Here is a 23593-nt window from a genome sequence, read left to right on the forward strand (position 1 = left end):
GGGCTCGGGGGCGCGGAGATGGGTCTACGCGACAGGCCGATTGGAGCGGGGGCGGGGCGCACGGCTGCGGGGCAGGCGAGGGCGCAGCGGTCGCAGCCCATGGCGGCGATGCACTTGTCGGCCACATAGCTGACTTCGGGGCCGAAACGCTGGGATTCCGGATTGCTGCACCATGGGCAGCGCAACGGACAGCCCTTCAGAAACACGATGGTGCGGATTCCTGGACCGTCATGCAGCGAATAATGCTGGATGTTGAACACCAGTGCCGAGTCCTTGGGCATGAGACGACGCCACTCGCCGGTGGGGCGTGACGACTGCTCGCGGTCCGCAAGGATTCGGGTGGTGAGTGATTGCTGCATGAGATGGGGTTTTCCGATGGAGAGGTGGGTGATTGCTGTGTGGGTTGGGACCCCCTCAGTCAGCCTGTCGGCTGACAGCTCCCCCTGGGAGGGGGAGCCCATTGGAAGAGATCTGCCTGTTGGCTCCCCCTAAGAGGGGGAGCCGGTTGGAAGAGAGGGGGTGGCTGGTGGAAAGTGTTGACCCCCTCAGTCAGCCTGTTGGCTGACAGCTCCCCCTGGGAGGGGGAGCCGAATGGGAGAGATTTGCCTGTTGGCTCCCCCTCCCAGGGGGAGCCAACAGGAAGAGAGGGGGTTAGAAGGCTTCCTGTTCGTTGCGGGAGATGAGCTCGTCCTGCAGGTCCTTCGACAGCTCGGTGAAGAACGCGGAGTATCCTGCAATGCGCACGATGAGGTTGCGGTACAGATCCGGATGCTTCTGGGCCTCGCGCAGCGTATCGTTGTTCATCACGTTGAACTGCACGTGCCACAGCTTGAGGTCGCGCCAGGTCTCGATGAACTCCACGAGCTTCTCGGTGCCTTCCTTGCCGGCCACGCAGCCCGGGGAGAGCTTGATGTTCAGCAGACGGCCTGCGTGCTCGTTGTGGTCGAAGTTCTTGGTCAGGTAGTTCGACAGCAGGATGGCGGTCGGACCCTCGTGGTCGGCGCCCTGCGCGGCGGACGAGCCGTCGGACAGCGGCGTGAACGCCTGGCGTCCGTCGGGCGTGGCCGAGACGACCTTGCCGAACGGCACATGGCTGGTGAACGGCACCAGACGGATATCCATGTGCACGCCGATCTGCTCGGAGTACTTGGCGGTGAACTCCTGCGCCGTGCGGTCGAGGATCTTGCCGATCTCGTCCGCGTACGGGTCGTCGTTGCCGTAGGCCGGAGCGTTCCTCAGCAGCTGGCGGATCACCTCGTAGCCTTCGAAGTTGTGCTCGCACGCCTCCTTGAGCTCATGCAGGCTGAGCACGTGCTCCTCGAACACCAGCTTCTTGATGGCGGCCAGCGAATCGATCACGGTCGCGTAGCCCATGTATTCGAGGTATCCGAGGTCGATGCCTCCCGGGATCTTCGGCTGGTGCGGGTCGATGCACGAATCACGGCACAGCTTCTGCAGCATGGAGCCCAGCGGCGTGGCGAAGTGTTCGGCGCGCAGGCGAATGATCTCATGCTGCTGGATGAACGCGTGCTTGAGCAGGTTGTTCTGCTGCTTGAGGAACGCGGCGAACAGGTCGTCGAAGCTCGTGAAGTCCTCGAATTCGCCGGTTTCCAGACCCAGCACCTCGTCGCCGTACTTGAGCATACGGCCGTTGTACATCACCATCTCCAGCGCCGCGGCGAAGTTGATGTACGCGTTCGGGCTGGTGTAGGTGTCGCGGTTCGGCATACGGCATTCGGCGCAGCCGGAGACCGAGTAGTCGAGCGCCTCGTCGAACTTCGCGCCCTTGCTCAGCAGCAGCGGCACCACGTCCTCGTCGTTGAGCAGCTTCGGGAATCCCTCTCCGCTCTTGATGGTCAACGCCACCTCACGCAGGTAGCGCTTCGGGGAACGCGTGTGGATGCGCGCCGCCAGATCCGGGTAGTTCAGCGGGAACTCGCGCTTGGATTTCAGCAGGATGTACGTCAGCTCGTTGGTGGCGTCGTAGCCCTCCGGGGTCTGGCCTCCGATGGTCACGGCCTCCCAGTGGGCGTAGCCCTCGTTGAAGGCGCCGCCCGCGTCGGACAGGTACAGGTCGATGTACTGGGCCATGTCGACCCACATGCATTCGAACAGCTCCTGCGCCTCGTCGGCGGTGATGCGTCCCGCCTCCTTGTCGGCCTTGTAGAACGGGTAGAGGTACTGGTCCATGCGGCCGTTGGAGATGATCGTGCCGGTCTTCTGCTCGATGCGGCTGAACAGCTGGGTGAACCACTGGCTCTGCATGGCCTCGTAGAACGTGCGTGCCGGATGCTCGGGCACCCAGCGGCAGGTTTCGGCGATGCGGCGCAGTTCGGCGACGCGCTTCGGATCGGTCTCCTCGGCGGCCTGCCGCTCGGCGAGGTCGGCGTGGCGGTTCGCCCACAGGATGATGGCGTCGGCGGTGAGGATCTCCGCCTCAAGGAACGGGCGCTTCTCGCAGTTGTCGATCGGAGAGAACTCGTCCAGTTCGGCCAGTCGCGCCTGTGCTTCGGCCTTCAGGCCGCCGAAGCCCTTCTGCAGCACGATCTCGTAGTCGTGCACCCACTGCAGACTGGAACGGAACGACGCGGTCTCGTTCACCACGTAGCGGGAGGTGAGCGCCTCGTCGGGATTGTAGGTGAGCTTCATCGTCTCGGGCCCGAGCGCCTTGGCCAGGTCCTCGTGGAACGTCTTGCCCTTCCAATACGGGGCGATGTCCTCGATGATGGTCTTCGCATCTTCGGGGTCGATGTCGAACGGCGAGCTTTCACGCGTAGGCAGCTTCTTGATGGCCAAATCGAGCGTGTCGCCGTCCAGTTCCGGATACAGCAGGCCGTAACGGCCTTCACCGCCGCCTCGGCCGACGATCAGCTGGTCCTTGTCCACGTAGACGGTGGCCTTCTCGGCGTAGTGGTACAGCGCCTTGGCCCAGCGCAGCACAAGCGGCTCGCCTTCGGTCTGGCGGAAGCTCTCAGTGAACAGCAGGCCGCGCTCGACGTCGACATGCGGTTTTTCGGCGCGCACGCGGGCGAGGATATCGTTCGCGCGCGTATGATGCGCCAGCTTGACCGGCTTGTTTTCGATCTGTTCTTTGATGCGCGTCTCCTGCGGAGAAAGTACGGCTGCGGTCATCGGTTTTTGGTCTCCCATCATGTATCCGTTATCCGACGCCGTATCCGAACATCCCTGCGGATACGGCAATGATTTCAGCGTAATGTCGTTGTTTCGACGAACTGGCCGAATTATGCCGAATGCCGTATAGGAGTTGGTTATGATTCCTCATAAATCGTTGGAATCATTGGGATTCGTCATCGGGGCCAGATTTGGGTGCCGGCCTTGAATGTGCGGAGCACACGGATGGAACGCAGCGATTCGTCGGGCGCGCCGTCCACGCCGATCGGCACGGCGAGCGGATCGTGCTCCAGCACGCACAGGTCGGCGAGTTTGCCGACCTTCAACGTGCCCTTGTCGTGCTCCTCGCCATACTGGTACGCGGCGTTCGCGGTGATGGCGCGCAGGCCGTCCGCCACGCCGACCCGCTGTGCGGGGTCCAGCTCCACGCCCGACTTCGTTCGCCGGGCGGCCGCACACCAGACGGCTTCCAACAGATTCGGCCGGATGATCGGCGAATCCGTATGGAACGTGTACGGCAGATGAAGGTCGGCCGCGTCACGGACCGCGGAGATGCGCCGTCCGCGCCGCTCGCCGAAATTCCTCAGATGCACGTCGCCCCAATACCAGCAGTGCGACACGAAGAACGAGGGAATCATATGCAGGGCCGGCATACGGGCGAACTGGTCCGTTCTCGCGAGCTGGCAATGCACCATCACCGGGCGGAGCTCATCCTTGCGGGCGTTCGTGGATTCGGCGAACGCACGACCGTATATGTCAAGGAACTGCTCCGATGCGGCATCGCCGTTGCAGTGCGCGAGCAGCTGCAATCCATTGTCGATGGCGTGACGTGTGAAATCGTGGACGGCGTCGTCGTCGAGCGCCCGGTTTCCGTGGAAATCCCTGCCTTCCGGGCCGGGCGCATACGGTTCGTCCACCCAGGCCGTCCGGCCCTGCGGCGAACCGTCGAGAATCATCTTGACGCCGCCGATGCGCAGATGATTCACGTAATGCGACCCCACGTAGGCGCGATGTCGGTCGAGTATGGCGTCCACGTCCTGGCCTTGCATCGGATAGGAGACCACGTCCAACCGCAGCCGGTGCTCGGAGGCCAGCAGGACGAGATTGTCGGCCCATCCCGCCGTCGTGGCGCCATCCTGGACGGTCGTGATGCCATGCGAGAGATATTCGTCCTGCATGGCATCGGCCAATACCAGCGGATTGATCTTCATGCGGGAGTCGAGTGCGCGATAGACCGCGAACATGGCTGACGGTTCCTGGCACAGGCCGTCCGGCGTGCCGTCGGGTTCGCGTCCGAAGCGGGCGCCAGACGGATCCGGCGTATCGCGGGTTATGCCGGCGATATCGAGGGCCTTTGAATTGGCGACGAGCATGTGGCTGGACACGTGCACGGCCAATACGGGCACGTCCGTCGTCACCTGGTCCAGGTCATGCCGTGTCGGATGGCGATGCTCGGCAAGCGCCGTGTTGTCGTATCCGACGCCGAGGATCACGCCGTTGTCGAGCGGAATGTCGCTGTGCGTGGCGAAATCCTGCAGCCGGACGATGATGTCGTCGATGGATTGCGCGTCTGTCAGGTCGGCGGCCGTGAAATACTGCGATATTCCGGAGAAGTGGCTGTGCGGGTCGATGAATCCGGGCAATAGCGCGGCGCCCCGCAGGTCGTGCTCCCGAACACGCGTCTCCATATGGTCGGCACGCATCCGGGCGGCGTCGAGCGATCCGACGAACGCGATGCGTCCGTCGGTGTCGGTAAGCAGGGCCTCGGGACGTGGCCGACGGTCGAATCCGGGCTCCATCGTGAGGATGGCGCCGTTATGGAAGAGACAGGGGATGGCGGCGGGCATGGGCATCTGGGCTTTCTGGATTGGATGGGAGATTCCTCTTCGGGGAGAGGAATGGGTCAGGATGATTTTCCGGCGTCTTCCGGATCGTTGCCGGTCTGGGTGATGCCGGTCTTGGTGATACCCCGCGTTGTGAACAGGCCGAACGCCACGATCGCGGCGGCCACGATATACGCCGACCGTGTGACGTCATACCGTTCCTGCGCGTTGATCCTGACCAGTTCGGCCTTCTCCGCGGGCGTGGCGTTCACGTCGGCGATCTCCTGCTCGAACTGCCGGTCACCGACCAGCGTGATGCTTTTGCTCGTCACCGCGTTCGCGACCTCGGGGGAGATCACGGTGGACTGCCTCACCGCATTGCCCACGTTCGCCGTGATGCCGAACAGCAGCACCGCGCCAAGGATGCCCACGCCCAAAGCCTGGCCGATGTTGCGGGCCACGCCTTGCACGCCGCCCGACTGCGAGGCGTCGCGCTCGTTCACTGCCAACGCCACGACGTTCGACGCCTGCGAATTGATGAGACCGACGCCGATGCCGGTGACGATCGTGCCGACGAACACCAGCCAGTCAATGGCGCTGTGCAGCGTGATGGAGAACGAGCGGATGAACAACGCCGCGATCATGACGACGTATCCCAATTGGATCACACGTTTCGGATTCGCCTTCGGCAGCAGTTTCGGCAATCCGATCGCCACGATGATCGTCGGCAGCCCCGACAGCACCGAGATAACGCCGACCTTGGCGGGCGACCATCCCGCCACCAATTGCAGATACGGTCCCATCAGAATGCCCTGCACGCCGAGGAACAGGAACGTGATGAGCCATGCGTACAGGCCGGCCAGCACCTGCGGCGTCTTCAGGAACGACTGCGGCAGCAACGCCACGCCATTGCGCTCCTCCACGCCCTTCTCCACGATGCCGAGCACGACCAGCACGACGGTGCCGATCACGACCAGCGGAATCGCCGGAGACATGCCGAACACCGTGAACGGCGCCTGCGGGAACGCCTTCGCCAGGCCCCAAGCCGAGATGCGCGACAATCCGAACAGCACGAGGAAGAAGCCGATGGCGGCCAAGGTGACGCCCAGCACATCGAACTTATGGTTGACCTCCGTCTTCGTGATCTTCGGCAGACGGAACGACAACAACAGCAGCATGACGAAGTATGCGGCAAGCACGCCATACACCACGCGGAACCCGCTCAGCCCCATGACGATGCCGAGCGCGAGCGGCAGGAACGACGAGAAGCCTCCCGCCGCCGCACCCACGCAGCCGAACGCCAGCGTGCGCTGCGAACCGCGGTAGATCTTCGGAATCAGACCCAGCACGGAGGGAATCAGCAGACTCGCGCCAAGGCCGACGAACGTGCGTCCACCCCAATTGAACACGTCGATATTGGGCGACAGCGCCGAAATCAGCTCGCCGATCGCGCACAGCACGGCTCCCGTACGGAACGTGCGCTTCCAGCCGAACAACGTGCCGATGAAGCCGCCCGCCACCATGAACGAGCCGGCGATCAGCGGATACATCATGTTGGACAGTTGGATGCTGGCCATATTGGCGTGCAGCTGCGTCGTCAGCGCCGACGTGGCGATGGCCAGGGCGCCGTTGTCGCCCGACGTGCCCATCTGCGCGAGAATCAGCGTGACGACCGGGAAAACCAGGAATCTCGTGGCGGATTCCGATCGTGATGTCGGCCGCGCCGCGGCGACGGCCTTGGTGGATTGTGCAATCGACGTCATATGACGTCCTTTCGTCAGGAACATATGACGATTCCCCATCATGGGTTCCCCAATCGTCATACGTTCATCATCATTCGGCCGTAATCGACGGCCGTTCCCCTTATGTATGCCGCCCACCGTACAGCCGCCGTTGCGCCGACGGGCCGCCGCCGTCATAACCGTCATCTATGCCGATCGCAAGAACGGGAGAAACAACGCGAATGTTTGATGGCTATAACCAGTCGCTATAGTCAATCCGCCGATTTCGGCCGGTCGCCGTCGTTTTCGCCGCTACTATGGCAACCAACGACGACGCGGATGGGGGTCCGTGCATCGTTCGGAATCATCGGGGACACCGCAAACAATCGGCAAAACCGACAACGAATATCAAAGCGACAACGAATATCGACGGCTTCAGGGGATGTCGTCGACATCGTCCGTCCCTATGAAGTCCGTCCCTATGAATCCGCAATCAATCACATATCACATAAGGGGGAAGCATGTCTGACGATACGAATTCCAAGGCCGCGGCGGCCAGACCCAGACTGTTCTTCGGAGGCGACATACTGACCGCCACGCCGGACTTCGAGCACACACCGAAACCGCAGGCGCTGCTTACGGACGACGAAGGCCGCATCGCCTACGTCGGCGACGAGGACGAGGCGCGCGCCCGTGCCAGGGATTTCGCCGACGTGGAGGAACGCGATCTCGACGGTGCGGCATTGCTGCCCGGATTCATCGATGCGCACGGCCATCTTTCAGAAATTGCCCACTACTTCACCACTGCCGACCTTCGTGACGCAACGGATATCGATGACATCGTGAACCGGCTGCGCGACTTCGCGCAGCGGCGGCACATTGACGCCAGCGGCATCGTTCTTGGCAAATTCTACGATCAAAATACGCTTGCTGAAGGCCGGCATCCGACCCGTCATGATCTGGACCGCGTATCCACCACCATTCCGGTCGTGGCGATTCACGTCTCAGGCCACGTGCTCGCCGCCAATACGAAGGCCTTGGAGATCAGCGGCGTCCATCTCGACGATCCCGACCCATCTGATGGCACGTTCGGACGTGACGAGGACGGCCTCATCAACGGCTATGCGGCGGAAGGGGCGGCATGGAGCATTCGCGACACCGCCATGAAACGCAGCGTCGTCGACTTCGACGAACTCGGTGACGCCACACAGGACGTGTACCTTTCCAACGGCATCACCACGGCGCAGGACGGCGCCTCAGGACGTCAGGCAGTCGCCGACTTCGCCCGGTTCGCCGGCACGCACGGTCTACGGCTCGACGTGGTCGTGTACCCCGTCAACAGCAGTGACTCGGACGGCGTGCTCGACGACTACGCCACTTACGTGGGCAAGGACTACCACAACGGGCTGCGCATCGGCGGCCTCAAGGTCGTATTGGACGGCTCACCGCAGGCACGCACCGCCTGGGTGACCGAACCCTACACACCCGGCCCGGAAGGCGAAGGATACCGAGGCGTTCCGTTGGCCAGCGAAGAAGAAATCTATCAGGCCGCACGCAAAACCATCGACAACACCCTGCAACTACTTGCACACACCAACGGAGACGCGGCATCCGACCGGTTCCTCGACGCCTACGACCGGGCGCTGCATGACTCGCCGAACCCCGGCAAACACCACCTGCACCCGGTGATGATTCACAGCCAGCTCGCCCGCAGGGACCAGCTGGAACGGTTGGGGAAGCTCGGCGGCATCCCGTCGTTCTTCGTGGCGCACACCTGGTATTGGGGAGACGTGCACGTGCGGAACTTCGGTGCCCGGCGAGGTGGACGAATCTCCGCCGCAGGTGACGCCAAACGACTGGGACTGCGCTACACGTTCCACAACGATTCGCCGATCATCCGGCCGAACCTGCTCGACACCGTCTGGGCGGGAGCCACACGACGCACCAAAAGCGGACGCCAACTCGACCTCGACCAGCGGGTGAGCGTCGCCGACGGCCTGCGGGCCATCACCGCCAACGCCGCATACCAGTATGGCGAAGACGGCGGCAAAGGCACGTTGGAGGCAGGCAAGCTCGCCGACCTCGTGATTCTGGAGAAGGACCCGCTGTCGGTGCCGCTCGACGAGACCGGCGCGCCGGACGACAGCCTGCGCACCCTCAAAGTGCTGGAGACCATCAAGAACGGCAGGACGGTGTGGGAGCGCGACTGAGAGGTGTGCGACCGCACCGGGACCGCCTGCCGTCGAAAAACCACAAGACCTGACGCATAACCGAAAACCATAACCAAACAATCACCATGCGGCTTTGGGGAGCCGCAGAAGAAGGGGAAAAACCATCATGAACAATCGGAAACATCGCCCATCGGCCGGGCGCATCGGCAAAACGTTCGCGGCGATTGCATCCGTGGCCGCCATCGCGGCGCTCGCGGCATGCGGCAACGCCGGTGCGAGCAGCGCGGCCGACGCGGGCACGCCCCAGCAGGGCGGCACGCTGCGCCTCATCCAGTTCCCGGACACCGGCCAGTGCATCGACCCGTCACAGGCCATCTCCGACTCCGGTCCGCGCACGGTGGTGCGCAACTACGTGGAGTCGCTCACCGATCAGGATCCCGACACGGGCAAGCTGGTGCCTCGCCTCGCGTCCGACTGGCAGGTGAGCAAGGACGCGAAGACGTACACGTTCCACATCAGGCAGGGCATCACGTTCTCGGATGGCGAGAAGCTCGACGCCGCAGCCGTGGTGAAGAACATCACGTCGCTGTCCAAGCAGGCGGCCATCTCCAAGGTGCTGTCGCTGACGACACTGAACAAGGCGGAAGCCGTGGATGCCAACACGGTGAAGGTGACGTTCTCGGTGCCTAATCGTCCGTTCCTCAACTCCACCGCGTCGACGAAGTTCGGCATCATCGCGCCGAAGTCGCTCGACATCCCGACCGCCCAGCGCTGCTCCGGCCAAGGCGTGTACGGCACCGGCCCGTTCACGTTGGAGAAATACGATCCGAACACCAAGACCATCCTCAAGCGTCGCGCCGACTACAAGCCGACGAGCGAACTCGCCAAGCATCAGGGCCCCGCCTACCTCGACACCATCGAGATCTCGTACGTTCCCGAGGAATCCGTAAGGCTCGGCAGCTTCTCCAGCGGCCAGGCCGACGCCATCCACGCCGCCACCACCGAGCAATTCACACGCAACGCCGTGGCGCAGATCAAGGCCGCCGGCGGTACCATCCAATCGCACTCCATCCCCGGCCAGGCATTCAACATCTATCCGAACGTGGCGGACGGCAAGCCGTTGAGCGACATCAAGGTACGTCAGGCGCTCGCCTACGCCATCGACCGTGCCACCTACGCCAGTACGGTGTATCGCGAAGGATACCCGGTGGTTGGTGGAATCTATGACGCCACCAGTGTCGGACTGGTAAAATCGCCCGCCACCACCACCTACGATGTGAACAAGGCCAACGCGCTGCTCGACGAGGCCGGATGGAAGACGGGCGCCGACGGATACCGGCACAAGGACGGCAAGAAGCTGACCCTCGTCTGGTTCGACTCGACCAAACGCACCGGCCAGGAGCTGCTGATCGACGAACTGCGCAAGGTGGGCATCGACCTGCAGGTGGACATCAGCGCATCCCGCGGAGAGAACCTCAACAGGGAGAAGGCTGGCGATTACGATTTTGTTATCGAGCCCTACAACGCGAAGAACGATCCGAACGTGTTCGACCTCATCTACAGCGACCAGCCGGCCTTCTACAGCGGCGTGCACTCGCTGACTCCTGACAAATTCAAGCAGGCCCGAAGCATCATCAAGCAGGCCGACGAGGGCACCACCAAGGAGGCGCGACTGGAACAGTACGCGAAGTTGCAGAAGTTCATCGAGGAGAATTACGCGGTCATCCCGCTGAGCGAGCGCGTCCAAGACCTCGCCGTGTCCAGCAAGGTGCACGGCACCCGGTTCGGCGTGGAGACCACCGTCGACTTCACCGACACGTGGCTGTCGAAGTAAACGGACGGGAAGCGCAACCATGAACCCCAAAGGATATGCGGTGTATATCGCCAAGCGTATCGGGCAGGCGGCCCTGGTGCTCTGGGCCGCCTACACGGTGACGTATGTGATTCTTAACCTGCTGCCCAAGAACGTCGAACAGTCGATTCTCGTGGCCCGAGGCATGCAGGAGGCTGTGGGCGACCCGAACGCCATCGCCCAGGTCCGGGCCGAATTCGGACTCGACGAATCGCCTGTGCGGCACTATTTCACGGTACTGTTCGCCGCGTTGCACGGTGACCTCGGCACCTCCTACCAATACGGATCCAACGTGGCCTCGCTGATCGCCACACGACTCGGCATGACGATTTCCGTAAGCCTGCTCGCCGTGCTGCTGGCGGTGGCAGTGGCGTTCGTTCTGGCGTTCGCCGCCTCGTACTTCCGCCAGAAGACCATCCGCGCGGTGCTGCAGGCGTTGCCCACGCTGTCAGTCTCGGTTCCCACCTTCTGGATCGGTCTGCTGCTCATGCAGGTGTTCTCCTTCTGGCTGGGATTGCTGCCATCCATCGGGCAAAGCGGCTGGAAGACGATGGTGCTGCCGGTCATCACCATGGCCATCCCCGTGAGCGCCATGCTGTCGAGGCTGCTCATGGACGGATTCGACAACGTGCTGCGCGAGCCGTTCATCGTGGCGGCCAAGGCGCACGGCTTCAGCCGCCGTTCGATCATCGTCAGCCACGTGATCAAGAACGGTTCGTTGCCGGCCCTGACCATGCTCGGCCTGATCGTGGGCGGCACCGTGAACGGCGCGATCGTGGCGGAGACCGTGTTCTCCCGCCAAGGCGTCGGCCTCCTGATCCAACAGGCCGTGCAGAACCAGGACTTCCCCGTCGTGCAAGGCGTGGTGCTGCTCGCCGCCGCCGCGTTCGTCGTCGTCAATCTGGTGGTCGACCTGATCTATCCGTTACTTGATCCGCGAATCTCCCAGACATCCAAGGAGGTGTGAGATGAGCAGCGCAATACAACTCGAATCCGCCATCGACAAGACGACAAAGGCGTCAGAGGACAACATCCCCTCACGCATCAGAACCTCTGTGGTCTCGGCATTGCGCCGCGCGGGGAGCGGCCTGCGCGCGCACAGCGGCGTCTCGACCACACTGGCGGGACTCTTCACCATAGTGATACTGGTCGCATCGTTCTTCCCATGGGCGGTGACCCACAAGGACCCGTACGCCACCGACCCGGTGCACATGTTCCAGGCGCCAAGCGCCGAGCATTGGTTCGGCACCGACCAGCTCGGCCGCGACCTGTTCTCGCGGACCATCTACGGCGCCCACGCCACCGTGACCGCCGCCCTGCTGTCACTCGCCATCGCCGTGATCGGCGGTCTCGTCATCGGCATCGCATCCGCATACGTCGGCGGCATCGTCGACACCCTGCTCATGCGGTCCGTCGACGTGCTGCTGTCCATCCCCGGACTGCTGCTGTCCATCACCATCGTCACGGCCATCGGATTCGGCACCACGCCCGTCGCCATCGCCATCGGCGTGGCCAGCCTGCCCGGCTTCGCACGCACCACACGCGCGCAGACGCTGAAAATCAAGAACCACGCCTACGTGGAGGCGGCCATCGTCTCCGGCGTCTCGCCATTGCGCATCGTGTTCTCGCACATCCTGCGCAACGTGCTCGGCCCCGTCTCCGTGCTCGCCATGCTCGAATTCGGCGCCGTCATCATGTCGGTGGCCACATTGAGCTTCCTCGGCTTCGGCGCCAAACCGCCGGCCGCCGAATGGGGCTCGCTGATCAACGACGGCCGCAACTACCTCATCACCAGCCCGTGGATTTCACTCATCCCCGGATTCGTGGTGGTCCTGACCGTGCTCGCCGCCACCGTGCTGGCGAACAACCTGAAACGAGGCGAACGATGAGCGACATCGACAACACTCCCAATACTGCCGACACCGTCAACACAACCGTAACGAACGACGAACCGGTCATCGAGGTCTCGCATCTGAGCGTGACCTACCGTTCGGCGCGACGCACGGTCACCGCCGTCGACGACGTGACCTTCACCGTCCGACGCGGCGAAACCGTCGGCATCGTCGGAGAATCCGGCTCCGGAAAATCAACCCTCGTCGACACGTTCCTCGGCATACTGCCCGACAACGCCGACGTCACCGGCACATTCTCCCTGTTCGGTGAGGACTACACCCACGCCGGCGAACAGGAATGGCGTCGGGTCCGCGGTCGCGTACTCGGATTCGTTCCGCAGGATCCGCGGACCAATCTCGACCCGACCATGACCGTCGGGAAACAGACCGAACAGATCGTACGGCTGCGGCATCCCAAGCAATCACGCGACGAGGCGAGCAAGCGCGTCGTGGAATTGTTCACCGAAGTCGGCATCGATCGCCCCGGCCTGCGGTACCGCCAATATCCGCACGAACTCTCCGGTGGTCTGCAACAGCGCGTGCTCATCGCCCAGGCATTGGCCAGCGAACCGGAGGTCATCGTCGCCGACGAACCCACCAGCGCACTCGACGTCACCGTGCAGAAGCGCATCCTCGACGTGCTGGAATCCCTGGTACGCAAACGCGGCATCACCCTTGTGATGATCACCCACGATCTGGCCGTCGCCTCCGACCGTACGCAACGTCTGCTCGTCATCCACAACGGGCGACTGGTCGAACACGGCGGCACACGACAGGTGCTCGACCATCCCCACGAGGCATACACACGGCATCTGATCGCCTGCGCGCCTGCATTCCAGGTGAACGACAACGTACAGGACGGCGAACAAGGAGAAGGCGCTCAAGGCATTGAGGCGGATGCCGTTCCCGACGACGACATCGCCGTGAACTGGAACGATGTCTCCAAGGTGTATCACGAACGCGGCGGACGAGGCGCCGCATTCAACGCACTCAACCACGTTTCACTCACCGCCCGCACCGGACGCACGCTCGCCATCGTCGGAGAATCCGGCTCAGGCAAATCCACGCTGCTGCGGCTCGCGCTCGCGCTATCCGCGCCCACCTCCGGCACCGTGCTCGTCGACGGCCGCAACATCCACGAGCTGCACGGCCGCGCACTACGCGCCGAACGCCGCAACTTCCAGCTCGTGCAGCAGAACCCGTTCGACTCCCTCGACCCGAACTACACCGTGCGCAAGGTGATCGACGAACCGTTGCGGGCGTTCGGCTACGGCAACCGCCGTCGTCGCAACCAACGCATCGCCGAACTGCTCGACCGCGTCTCCCTGCCCGCACGGCTGCTCGATGCCAAGGGTTCCGAACTCTCCGGTGGCCAATGCCAGCGCGTGGCCATCGCCAGGGCGCTCGCCATCAGCCCGAAGATTTTGTTCCTCGACGAGCCCGTCTCCGCGCTCGACGTCTCCGTGCAGTCGCAGATCCTCGACCTGCTCAAGGAACTGCAGGAATCGCTGGGCGTCACCTACGTGTTCGTCTCCCACGATCTGGCCGTCGTCGCCGGCCTTGCCGACGACATCGCCGTGCTCGAACACGGCAACATCGTGGAACACGGCAATGTGGATGACGTATTCGGCCATCCGCACGACGCCTACACCAAAAAGCTCCTCGACGCCATCCCCGGGCGTTGACGGTCTCCCCGGGAAGACCGCCGTCGCCGACGTCGTCGGAGTCGTCCCGCAAGACCCGGTGGGCAATCCCCGCCCGCCGGGCCTTTTTCTCATATATTCCACTCACATTCACACGTAAGCAGAGGAAGTACCATGACATTCATTTCCAAAACCAACGACCGACGAGGACGTAGATACGGGAGAATCTTTTCGGCGGTGGCATCGGTCATCGTCGTCGCGACACTGTCGGCGTGCGGGAGCTCCGGCACCGCCGATACGGCATCAACCGAGGGGACGCCCCAACAGGGAGGCACGCTACGCGTGTTCTTCAACGACAACGGCGAATGCATCGACCCCTCTCAGGCCGTCAACGACTCCGGCCCGCGATCGGTGGTGCGTAACTATGTGGAATCGCTCACCGATCAGGATCCCGACACGGGCAAGCTGGTGCCGCGTCTGGCGTCCGACTGGCAGGTGAGCAAGGACGCGAAGACGTACACGTTCCACATCCGGCAGGGCATCACGTTCTCGGACGGCGAGAAGCTCGACGCCGCCGCCGTGGTGAAGAACATCGAGACCTATGCGAACACCCCATCCATTGCCAAGGTGTTATCTCTAACAACACTGAACAAGGCGGAAACCGTGGACGCCAACACAGTGAAGGTGACGTTCTCCGCACCAAATCTGCCGTTCTTGAATACGACGGCGTCGACGAAATTCGGCATCATCGCACCGAAGTCTCTTGATATCCCCGCCCAGCAGCGCTGCTCCGGCAAAGGCGTCTATGGCACGGGCCCGTTCACTTTGGAACAGTACGATCCGAACACCAAGACCATCCTCAAGCGTCGTGCCGACTACAAGCCGACCAGTGAGCTCGCCAAGCATCAGGGACCCGCATACCTCGACACCATCGAAGTCTCCTACACCAAGGAACTGGCCGTTCGCGTGGGCAGCTTCACCAGTGGTCAGGTCGACGCCATCTACGCCTCCACCGCGGCGCAGTTCACGCAAAACGACGTAACGCAGATCAAGGCGGCTGGCGGCTCCATCCAATCCATTTCGATTCCGGGCCAGGCTACGAACATCTACCCCAACGTGGCCGCGGACAAGCCTCTTTCCGATATTAATGTCAGGAAGGCGTTGTCATATGCCATCGATCGGGCGACATACGCCTCGACCGTGTTTCGCAAGGACTATCCGGTGATCTCCAGCATCTACGACAGCACCAGCGAAGGATTGGTCAAGACGCCGGAGAACACCACCTACGACCCAGAACAGGCCAATGCGTTGCTTGACAAGGCGGGCTGGCAGAAAGGGCAGGACGGATACCGTTACAAGGACGGCAGGAAACTCACTATCGTCTGGTTCGACTATTCCAAGAAGGTCGGGCAGGAGCTGCTGATCGACCAGCTACGTAAGGTGGGCATCGACCTGCAGGTGGAGGTCAATCCATCAACCAGCGAGGTTCTGGCACGAATCAAGCAGGGAAACTATGACTTCGTAACGACGCCATACAACGCGAAGAACGACGCGAACGTCTTCGACCTCATCTACAACACCAAGAAGCCGGGATACTACAGCGGCATACACTCCCTGACCCCGGAGAAATACAAGGAGGCGCAGGCGATTCTCGAAAAGGGCGATGAGGGAACGTCCAAAGAGGCCCGTCTTCAGCAGTACGAGGTGTTCCAGCATTTCATCGCGGACAACTACGCCGCGATCCCGCTGAGCGAACGCACCCAGGACCTCGCCACGTCCAAGCAATTGCATGGCGTTCGTTTCGGTGCCGAAGCCACCGCGGACTTCACCGACGCATGGATATCCCGGTAGCGTCGCATCCTCGCCGATAGAAGAGCCGCCGCCCGTAAGGGGCGGCGGCTCTTCTTGTTCTGCCGAATAGGGAATAGGGTCAATGCCTTTGTCTCAGATTCTTGATGAGCCCTGCCACATCGGCATTGAACAACGCGTCCGCATCAATGGGCAACGGCTTCCCCTCGGCAATGGCATTGCGGTTGCGACGTTCCCGCTCCAACGCCTCCTCCGCCTTGACTAGCACGTCATCAAGCCTCTCCGGCGGAATGACGACGACGCCGTCGGCATCGCCGAAAATGATGTCTCCCGGGTGAACCGCCGTGCCTCCGCAGGAGATCGGCTGTTCCCAGTCACCCGTTATGCCGAGTACGTTGGTGGTGGCGACCGAGACGCCACTGCAGAAGACGGGATATCCCGACCGGCGAATGGCCACGGAATCCGTTGCCGGTCCGTCAATGACGATGCCCGCGATATTCCTCTGCCGGGCCACAAGCGAGACCACCTCTCCGACAGGGGCATAGACGTTGTCGCCGCCCTTGTCGATGACGATGACGCTTCCCTCCTTGGCATGTTGTAACGCATGATACAGCGATGCGGAATCCTTGCCTATCACGCGGACCGTATAGGCGGGCCCGGCCACTTTCACCGTGTCGTTGAGTGGTTTGATGTAGGGCAGCATATAGCCGCCATTGAGAAAATGACCGATGGTGGCCGGATCCAGATCAAGCAGTCTGGATATGTTATCGTTCGTCATGGTGTTCCCCTTTATGTGAAGTCTCGGCATCCACCGGCAGTCGGTAGATGTCCGTTCTTCTGTTTTCAAGCGTCTGCATGCGGTCGCGGATCGTCTGAAGATGATTCAGATCGATGGTGGCGAACGCCACCGATGGTTCATTGCCGCACCGGGCGAGCACGGTGCCCCACGGGTCGACGATCATGCTGTTGCCATTGCTGTTCATCCTCGCGTTGTCGCCGCATTGCGCGGCGGCGACAACGTAGCAGCTGTTTTCGATGGCTCTTGCCCGGAGTAGCGGCTCCCAATGGTCACGGCCGGTGGAGACCGCGAAATTCGCGGGATTGAAGATGATGTCGGCACCCTGCAGCGCCATCGTCCGATACAGTTCCGGGAACCTCACGTCATAGCAGATGGCGAAGCCGAACCGTCCCAAGGGAGTGTCTGTCACGGTGACGGAATTCCCGGGTCTGACGTTGTCCGATTCCCGAACCTGCTTGCCGTTGGGCAGCGTGATGTCGAACGTATGGATTTTGTCATAGGATGCGACAAGCGCGCCCTGGTCGTCAAACAGCAGCGAGGAGTTCCTGTTCCGACGTTCCCCCGGTATCGGACGATGTATGCTGCCGCCATGAATCACGATATGGAATTCCCTTGCCAGGTCGGAGAGGAATCGTATGGTGCGGTCCGCGTTCTCCCGGATGACATCGGAATCGATTTGTCGTGTCCTCGGATAGATGACGTTGGATGTCTCCGGCAGTGCCGCGAGCTTGGCGCCCGTCTGGGCCGCGTATCGTATCTGGGACGAAAGACTGTTGAGGTTGGCATCGATGTCGTCCGATGTATAAGGCTGGATTACCGCGGCAATATATTGTTGGTGCATGTGTTCGGTTCCCCCAATCGATTCACGCACATGATGAGTATGGTCGGATTATCGTTCGTCGTTGTTGAAATCGGTGTTGATGAAGTCGACGATGCGGTCGACCGCCCGTTCGACCAGCAGACGCCCCTTCTCCGGGCTTGCGGCTCTGGCGTCGCCGGTCATGCCCTTGTCCGTCTTGTCGACGAAAAGCTGGTATTGGATGATTTCAGGGAAATCCTCGGCTTTCTTCGCCAGTTCGTAATGCGGAAGATCGGAAAGATCGGCAAGGGGCGGATACAGGTATGACACTACGGAGGTGCCGGCTTCCGCGGCATGACCATGGCAGTGGTATCCGCTGGTATCGAAGATGCCGTCATCGATGTGCTGGATGAAACGCCACCAATCGACCTGGGCGCAGCGTACAGGATGCAGACGTTCGATTTTGCGGGAAAGGTAGGCGACGGTGTCGACGTTGCCGGCATGTCCTGTGATGAACAGGAATCTGCGGAATCCGTAATCGACAAGCTGTGCAAGTATCTCATCCAGGAAATTCTCCAATACCTGCCGTGAAATGGTGAACGTTCCGGAGGCCCCGAGCAGATTGGACGCCTCGCCGACCTCCAATGTCGGAGCCACCAGGGAGTCGGTCTGCCGGGCCACCCGGCCCGCAATGGCCTTGGCGACCAGAAAATCCGATCCAAGGGGGAGATGAGGTCCATAGACTTCGACCGATCCCGTCGGAACGATGACCAGATCGGTTCGCCGACGGGCCTCATCGAACTGCGTGAAGCTCAATTCGTTGATGAAAGGTGATTGTTGCCGTTGATTTTTATGATTATTATTTGACATGATTTTGATGTAATCATGTTTTTCCCTTGCGCACCATCATCTTGGAAATCAAGAAAACCTTGAAAATCAAGGGTATGGGAAGACGGTATAAGAGGAAGCAGTCACAGTTTTCAGTGATTGCCCGCTATCGAACGGTTGTTTTTCATTCGCCGGGCCTTTTTCTTGCGGCTGTGTGGGACCCCTCAGTCGCGCTATGTGCGACAGCTCCCCTCATTCATGAGGGGAGCCTGTTGGTTAGAGGCGTTGTCCGGGCGTCGCAATGGAACCTTGCGCACGGGTGTAAATGCTGAAATTTCGGCGATTGATAAACCGCTCAAGATTTTTGGACTACCCCAATATGCCGTTTTCCGGGACCGGCGACATATTGCGCGGGAATAATGAACATCAAGCCGAAAGGCAAGCGGGGAAGCTCCGGGGTTCTCACATCGATCGCCCGGCGTCGAAATCCAAGGGGAGGAACATGCGGTCACGGTTCGCGGCGTCGATCACACGCATTATCGCGGTCATATTGGCCGGTGTGATGTCGGTGGCGTTGGCCGGATGCGCGTGGCCCAGCGAATACATCGCCGACGCCGGCAGCAAGGCATTGCGCGGCGGCAACGGCGACACCACCACCCTTCGCATCGCAGCCCAGCCATACCCGCTCTACTCGGACGTCTGGGTGGCCCACGAACTCGGCTACCTCAAGGATGAACTCGCCAAGGAGCACGCCTCCTACACCTGGGACTCCTTCAAAAGCGGACCTCTCGTGAACGAGGCCATGGCCGCCGGCAACGACGATGTAGGATACGCCGCCGATCTGCCCGCCGTCATCGCAAAATCGACCGGCCAGGACGTCACCATCGTCTCCAACGTCGCCTACGGCGAAAAAGCGCTCGCCATCATGGTGCCCAAGGATTCGACCATCCGTTCCGTATCCGACCTACGAGGCAAGAAAGTCGGCTACGCGACCGGCTCATACGCCCAGCATCTGCTCGCGCTGCTGCTCGCCAAACAAGGCATGACGCTCAACGACGTGGACACCGCGAACCTCTCCGCCGAAGACCAGGTCGCCGCCATCCAGGCGCACAACGTCGACGCCATCGTCATCTGGGAACAGTACGTCACCAAGCTCGAAACCGAAGGCACGGCACGCGTGCTTGCCGACGGCACCGGCGTCAAACGCGGCAACATGGTCTCCTACTTCACGACAAGCTACGCCAAAGCGCATCCGAACATCGTCCGAGCATACAACCGGGCCGTGCAACGCGGCGCCGACGCCATCGCCAAGGACCCGGACAAGGCCGCGGACGCGGTGGCCAAGGACTTCGGCGTCAGCGCCGGCATGCTCAGGAAGATCTGGAAGCACTTCACGTTCACCACCGAACTCAAGCCGGAAGACATCGCGGCCATTCGCGAGGTCGCCGACTTCGCGTGGAGGAACGGCATCCTCAAATCCGAAGTCGACGTCGACAAACTCGTCGACACCAGTTATACGAACACGACTACGAACACGACCAAGGGGCGATGATTTCATATGGTGGAAAAAGTGCTGACGGGAATAACGGCATTGCGATCGGCGACGGTCGGAGCGGCATCGTCGTCGGCGACCGTGGTCAAGCCGAACAAGACCGCGGATGAGTCGGCTTCGGCCGCCTCGGCGCAGTCCAGGGCCGCGTCTCCGGCAAGGCGCGGCGGCGGCATCGCGGCGGCGGCAGGCAAATGGGCGCTGTACCTCGCGCTGCCCGTCATCGTCGTGGCCGTATGGGCCATCGTCGGCGCGCGCAGCTCCTCATATGCCATGGCCACGCCGCAGCAGATCGTGCAGGCCACCGTCGAATACGCCGGCAACGGCGAACTGTGGCTCAACATCGCGGTCAGCATCGCGCGCGTGCTCGAAGGATTCCTTGTGGCGTTCGTCGCGGCCGCCGTGCTCGGCGTCGCGGCCGGCGTCTCCCGCCGATTCGAGCGCTTCATCGACCTGGTTATGCAGGTGCTGCGGCCCATCCCCGGCATCGCATGGATCCCGCTCGCCATCCTATGGTTCGGCATCGGCGAGAACTCCAAGGTCTACATCATCTTCATCGGCGCGTTCTTCCCGATGTTCGTCAACTTCGTCGATGGCATCAAAGGCATCGACAAACGATACTTCGAACTCGGCCGCGTATACGAGATCCCCAAGTGGCGGTTCATCCGTCAGGTCGTCGTGCCCGCAGCCCTGCCGCAGATGCTCACCGGCATCCGTCTCGGACTCTCCGGCGCATGGATCTGCGTGGTCGCCGCCGAAATGATCGGCGCGACCAGCGGCGTCGGATTCATGCTGTCCGACGGCCGGTCGATGTCGCGCCCCGACGTGGTCATCCTCGCCATGCTCATCATCGGCATCGTCGGCAAACTCATGGACGACGTCGTCGAATGGCAGCGTCGCCGCATCGTCAACTGGCTGTGAGGCGGTCGGGGCAATGAACGACGGCATTCACGGCGACGCATCCGACGACATCATCGACATCCGGCACCTGACCAAGGTGTTCCCCTCCGAGCATGGACCGGTCGAAGCCCTGCACGACGTCTCCATAACGTTGCCGCGCGGCGGATTCACCTCCATCATCGGGCCGTCCGGCTGCGGAAAATCCACGCTGCTGCGCATCATCGGCGGACTCGACACCGAATACGACGGCACGGCGCTCATGGACGGGCGGCCCATCGACGGCCCCGGGCGGGACAAGGGATTCGTGTTCCAGGACCATCGTCTGCTGCCATGGTTCTCCGTGCGCGAGAACATACGCTTCGCGTTGCCCGACTCGCGCAAACACGACGACGACCTCATCCAGGAGAACATCGACCTCGTGGGTCTGAACGGATTCGAGGACGCGTTGCCCAAACAACTCTCCGGCGGCATGTCGCAGCGCGTGGCCATCGCAAGGGCGCTCGCCAACCGGCCGAAGATCCTGCTGCTCGACGAACCGTTCGGCGCGCTCGACGCCATCACCAAGATCAAGTTGCAGGACCAGCTGCTGCGCATCTGGCAGTCCGAAGGCATCACGATGGTGATCGTGACGCACGACATCGACGAGGCCGTGTATCTGGGGCAGACGGTCGTGGTGATGAAGCCTCATCCCGGTGAGATCAAACGCGTGGAACACGTGGACCTGGGGACGCCGCGTTCCCGCGTGGGAGAACGGTTCAACCGGGCGAAAGATTTGATATACCGGGAGTTTTTCGAGCGCGATACCAATTCATGAATCGTCGATTACCGGTCCAAAACGCTGGTTTTCGGGCCCTATCTGACGATTCGTGAATTATGCAGACTACGTAATAATGCGAATTTATCGCTTCCCATAACAAAGTGCCGCTATCGGATTTTTCGATAGCGGCACGCTGATTTTTACGGTAATCCAGCGCTTGCGCATGGCGAATTCATGCCGTTAGCATCAAAAGCGAACATCGGATGACAAACCATTCGGCCGGTATCGGGGGATGCCGGGCATGACCGTCCGATGCGATGCGAATCCGATGCGTGCGATGCGTGGGGGATTCGGACCACAACACCGATATGTCCCGACGCAACACGGGAAACCTGAGAAAAGGGGAGAAGGAAAATGACAACATCCGTAACGCCTTCCGCGGAAGCATCCGCGGCGAAGGCATCCAAGGCGGCGAAGGCCAAGGAGGCCGTGCCGGCGGCCGCCGAGGGCAACAAGATCCTCGGCAGTGAGGACTGGTGGGCCGTGTTCATCGGCCTCGGCATCGTCGTGCTCGCGTTCGTGCTGTGGGCCGCCGGCAGTTCGCTGAACATCTTCGCAGCCAAGATTCCCAGCTGGGGCTCATGGTCGTTCCTGTTCGAGGGCGGCGACGTCGTCAAGAACGGCGCCACCACGCACGCCGCCGGCCTCGCCCAGCGCTGGCCGAACATCCTGGCGCTGTTCGCGCTGTTCGCCGTCGTGTTCGGCGTGGCCGCGTACTTCCTAAGGCTCAAGGTGCAGGCGTTCCTCGGCGGATTCCTCGCGCTGTTCGTGCTGAGCTTCGTCATCAACGTGTTCAGCACCTCGAAGTTCGCCAACTCCTACAATCTTGAAGCGCCGCTGGTGGCGCTCGTCGTCGGCCTGCTGCTAGGTAACCTGTTCAATCTCGAAGGGTTCTTCGGCGGTAGCCTGCGCACGGAACTGTATGTGAAGGTCGGCATCGTGCTGCTCGGCGCCACGCTGCCGTTCACCACAATCGTCTCCGCCGGTCCGGTGGCGTTCCTGCAGGCCACGTTCATCGCCGTCTCCACGTTCCTGGTGATCTACTTCGCCGGCACCAAGCTGTTCGGACTCGACAAGCGGTTCTCGGCTACGCTCGGCGCAGGCGGCTCCATCTGCGGCGTGTCCGCGGGCATCGCCGTGGGCAGCGCCGTCAAGTCCCGCAAGGAGCACGTCTCCGCGGTGATCTCCATCGTGGTGGTGTGGGCCATCATCTCCATCTTCCTGCTCACCGGCCTCGGCAAGGCGCTGAACCTGCCCGACGGCGTGGCCGGCGCTTGGGTCGGCACCTCGGAATTCGCCGATGCGGCCGGCGTCACCGCGGCCGCGAGCTTCGGCGAGCAGGGCATCGCGGCGTTCACCCTCATGAAGGTCGTGGGACGTGACATCTTCATCGGCGTCTGGTGCCTCATCCTCGCCTTCGTGGCCATCACCTACTGGGACCGTCAGGACCGCGTGGCCGAAGCCAAGGCGTCCGGCAGGGACGTCTCCCAGCTGCCGAAGCAGAAGCTTGACGTGGCGCAGATCTGGCACCGCTTCCCGAAGTTCGTCATCGGCTTCTTCGTGGCCTCCATCTTCCTGACCGTCGTGATCGCCTCGGCCGGCGCCTCGGCCTCGGCTGGCATCACCAGCGACCTCATCACACCGGTCAAGGAGCTGCGCACGTGGGCGTTCACGTTCACGTTCCTCTCCATCGGTCTGACCACGCGGTTCCGGCAGCTGTCGTCGCTCGGCTGGAAGCCCATCGCCGCGTTCAGCGTGGGCGCCGTGGTGAACATCATCCTCGGATTCGTGCTGTCGGCGGTGCTGCTGCCCGGCTTCTGGGCAAATATTCCGGTGGCCTGATCGTTTCGGCCGCGCG

17 protein-coding genes are annotated in these 23593 nt (G+C 62.1%); 10 read left to right on the forward strand and 7 right to left on the reverse strand.

Features of this window, described 5'->3' with window-relative positions:
• The 4 genes from DF200_RS09075 to DF200_RS09090 all read right to left on the reverse strand — a co-directional run.
• Window positions 1-359, reverse strand: a 359-nt coding sequence (locus tag DF200_RS09075) for a 4Fe-4S cluster-binding domain-containing protein (protein WP_277725258.1), incomplete at its 3' end; no start/stop codon positions are given.
• Window positions 360-651: 292 nt separating this feature from the next.
• A complete protein-coding gene (hpsG, locus tag DF200_RS09080; protein ID WP_109137957.1) occupies window positions 652-3132 on the reverse strand; it encodes a (2S)-3-sulfopropanediol dehydratase in 2481 nt (826 codons plus the stop codon).
• Between the two features lie 176 nt (window positions 3133-3308).
• Window positions 3309-4985 (reverse strand): amidohydrolase, encoded by a 1677-nt coding sequence (locus DF200_RS09085; RefSeq protein ID WP_206603432.1) that lies wholly within the window; start codon window positions 4983-4985, stop codon window positions 3309-3311.
• A gap of 50 nt (window positions 4986-5035) precedes the next feature.
• A complete protein-coding gene (locus DF200_RS09090) occupies window positions 5036-6718 on the reverse strand; it encodes an MFS transporter (RefSeq protein WP_109137958.1) in 1683 nt (560 codons plus the stop codon).
• A gap of 479 nt (window positions 6719-7197) precedes the next feature.
• On the opposite strand from DF200_RS09090, the gene DF200_RS09095 reads away from it, so the two are divergent.
• The 6 genes from DF200_RS09095 (at window position 7198) to DF200_RS09120 (ending at window position 16085) form a co-directional block, all read left to right on the forward strand.
• A complete protein-coding gene (locus DF200_RS09095; RefSeq protein WP_109137959.1) occupies window positions 7198-8886 on the forward strand; it encodes an amidohydrolase in 1689 nt (562 codons plus the stop codon).
• A gap of 127 nt (window positions 8887-9013) precedes the next feature.
• The gene (locus tag DF200_RS09100; protein ID WP_109137960.1) at window positions 9014-10681 is read left to right on the forward strand and encodes an ABC transporter substrate-binding protein; all 1668 of its coding nucleotides are present in this window, start codon (window positions 9014-9016) and stop codon (window positions 10679-10681) included.
• Window positions 10682-10721: 40 nt separating this feature from the next.
• A complete protein-coding gene (locus DF200_RS09105) occupies window positions 10722-11666 on the forward strand; it encodes an ABC transporter permease (protein WP_206603433.1) in 945 nt (314 codons plus the stop codon).
• Between the two features lies 1 nt (window position 11667).
• Entirely contained in the window at window positions 11668-12588 is a 921-nt protein-coding gene (locus DF200_RS09110) for an ABC transporter permease (RefSeq protein WP_206603434.1), read from the forward strand.
• On the forward strand, window positions 12585-14276 hold the full coding sequence (locus DF200_RS09115; RefSeq protein WP_109137962.1) for a dipeptide ABC transporter ATP-binding protein: 1692 nt from the start codon (window positions 12585-12587) through the stop codon (window positions 14274-14276). The genes DF200_RS09110 and DF200_RS09115 overlap by 4 nt, the downstream gene beginning before the upstream one ends.
• A 195-nt stretch (window positions 14277-14471) precedes the next feature.
• Window positions 14472-16085 (forward strand): ABC transporter substrate-binding protein, encoded by a 1614-nt coding sequence (locus DF200_RS09120; protein ID WP_158275833.1) that lies wholly within the window; start codon window positions 14472-14474, stop codon window positions 16083-16085.
• Window positions 16086-16164: 79 nt separating this feature from the next.
• Here the strand turns inward: DF200_RS09120 and DF200_RS09125 are convergent, their stop codons facing one another.
• Genes DF200_RS09125 through DF200_RS09135 form a run of 3 tightly spaced genes read right to left on the reverse strand, consistent with a single transcriptional unit; the run spans window position 16165 to window position 18457 of the window.
• A complete protein-coding gene (locus DF200_RS09125; RefSeq protein ID WP_158275834.1) occupies window positions 16165-16821 on the reverse strand; it encodes an RraA family protein in 657 nt (218 codons plus the stop codon).
• Complete coding sequence (locus DF200_RS09130) at window positions 16808-17683, reverse strand: carbon-nitrogen hydrolase family protein (protein WP_109137965.1); 876 nt, start codon at window positions 17681-17683, stop codon at window positions 16808-16810. The genes DF200_RS09125 and DF200_RS09130 overlap by 14 nt, the downstream gene beginning before the upstream one ends.
• Window positions 17684-17731: 48 nt before the next feature.
• Window positions 17732-18457 (reverse strand): creatininase family protein, encoded by a 726-nt coding sequence (locus DF200_RS09135; RefSeq protein ID WP_158275835.1) that lies wholly within the window; start codon window positions 18455-18457, stop codon window positions 17732-17734.
• Window positions 18458-18971: 514 nt separating this feature from the next.
• Here DF200_RS09135 and DF200_RS09140 point away from each other — a divergent pair.
• The 4 genes from DF200_RS09140 (at window position 18972) to DF200_RS09155 (ending at window position 23577) form a co-directional block, all read left to right on the forward strand.
• Window positions 18972-20021, forward strand: a complete 1050-nt coding sequence (locus DF200_RS09140; protein WP_109137967.1) for an aliphatic sulfonate ABC transporter substrate-binding protein — start codon at window positions 18972-18974, stop codon at window positions 20019-20021.
• A 6-nt stretch (window positions 20022-20027) separates the two neighbouring features.
• A complete protein-coding gene (locus tag DF200_RS09145) occupies window positions 20028-20939 on the forward strand; it encodes an ABC transporter permease (protein ID WP_109137968.1) in 912 nt (303 codons plus the stop codon).
• 13 nt (window positions 20940-20952) lie between these two features.
• On the forward strand, window positions 20953-21732 hold the full coding sequence (locus DF200_RS09150) for an ABC transporter ATP-binding protein (RefSeq protein WP_109137969.1): 780 nt from the start codon (window positions 20953-20955) through the stop codon (window positions 21730-21732).
• A 357-nt stretch (window positions 21733-22089) separates the two neighbouring features.
• A complete protein-coding gene (locus tag DF200_RS09155; RefSeq protein WP_109137970.1) occupies window positions 22090-23577 on the forward strand; it encodes a YeiH family protein in 1488 nt (495 codons plus the stop codon).
• Window positions 23578-23593 lie beyond the last annotated feature (16 nt).

The organism is Bifidobacterium catulorum, assembly GCF_003129925.1.
Classification (GTDB): domain Bacteria; phylum Actinomycetota; class Actinomycetes; order Actinomycetales; family Bifidobacteriaceae; genus Galliscardovia; species Galliscardovia catulorum.

What these genes read in the sequence shown, in the direction of transcription:
- hpsG (WP_109137957.1), bottom strand. Translation starts at nt 3,132, where the DNA reads ATGACCGCAGCCGTACTTTCTCCGCAGGAGACGCGCATCAAAGAACAG.
- DF200_RS09085 (WP_206603432.1), bottom strand. Translation starts at nt 4,985, where the DNA reads ATGCCCATGCCCGCCGCCATCCCCTGTCTCTTCCATAACGGCGCCATC.
- DF200_RS09090 (WP_109137958.1), bottom strand. Translation starts at nt 6,718, where the DNA reads ATGACGTCGATTGCACAATCCACCAAGGCCGTCGCCGCGGCGCGGCCG.
- DF200_RS09095 (WP_109137959.1), top strand. Translation starts at nt 7,198, where the DNA reads ATGTCTGACGATACGAATTCCAAGGCCGCGGCGGCCAGACCCAGACTG.
- DF200_RS09100 (WP_109137960.1), top strand. Translation starts at nt 9,014, where the DNA reads ATGAACAATCGGAAACATCGCCCATCGGCCGGGCGCATCGGCAAAACG.
- DF200_RS09110 (WP_206603434.1), top strand. Translation starts at nt 11,668, where the DNA reads ATGAGCAGCGCAATACAACTCGAATCCGCCATCGACAAGACGACAAAG.
- DF200_RS09115 (WP_109137962.1), top strand. Translation starts at nt 12,585, where the DNA reads ATGAGCGACATCGACAACACTCCCAATACTGCCGACACCGTCAACACA.
- DF200_RS09125 (WP_158275834.1), bottom strand. Translation starts at nt 16,821, where the DNA reads ATGACGAACGATAACATATCCAGACTGCTTGATCTGGATCCGGCCACC.
- DF200_RS09130 (WP_109137965.1), bottom strand. Translation starts at nt 17,683, where the DNA reads ATGCACCAACAATATATTGCCGCGGTAATCCAGCCTTATACATCGGAC.
- DF200_RS09140 (WP_109137967.1), top strand. Translation starts at nt 18,972, where the DNA reads ATGCGGTCACGGTTCGCGGCGTCGATCACACGCATTATCGCGGTCATA.
- DF200_RS09145 (WP_109137968.1), top strand. Translation starts at nt 20,028, where the DNA reads ATGGTGGAAAAAGTGCTGACGGGAATAACGGCATTGCGATCGGCGACG.
- DF200_RS09150 (WP_109137969.1), top strand. Translation starts at nt 20,953, where the DNA reads ATGAACGACGGCATTCACGGCGACGCATCCGACGACATCATCGACATC.
- DF200_RS09155 (WP_109137970.1), top strand. Translation starts at nt 22,090, where the DNA reads ATGACAACATCCGTAACGCCTTCCGCGGAAGCATCCGCGGCGAAGGCA.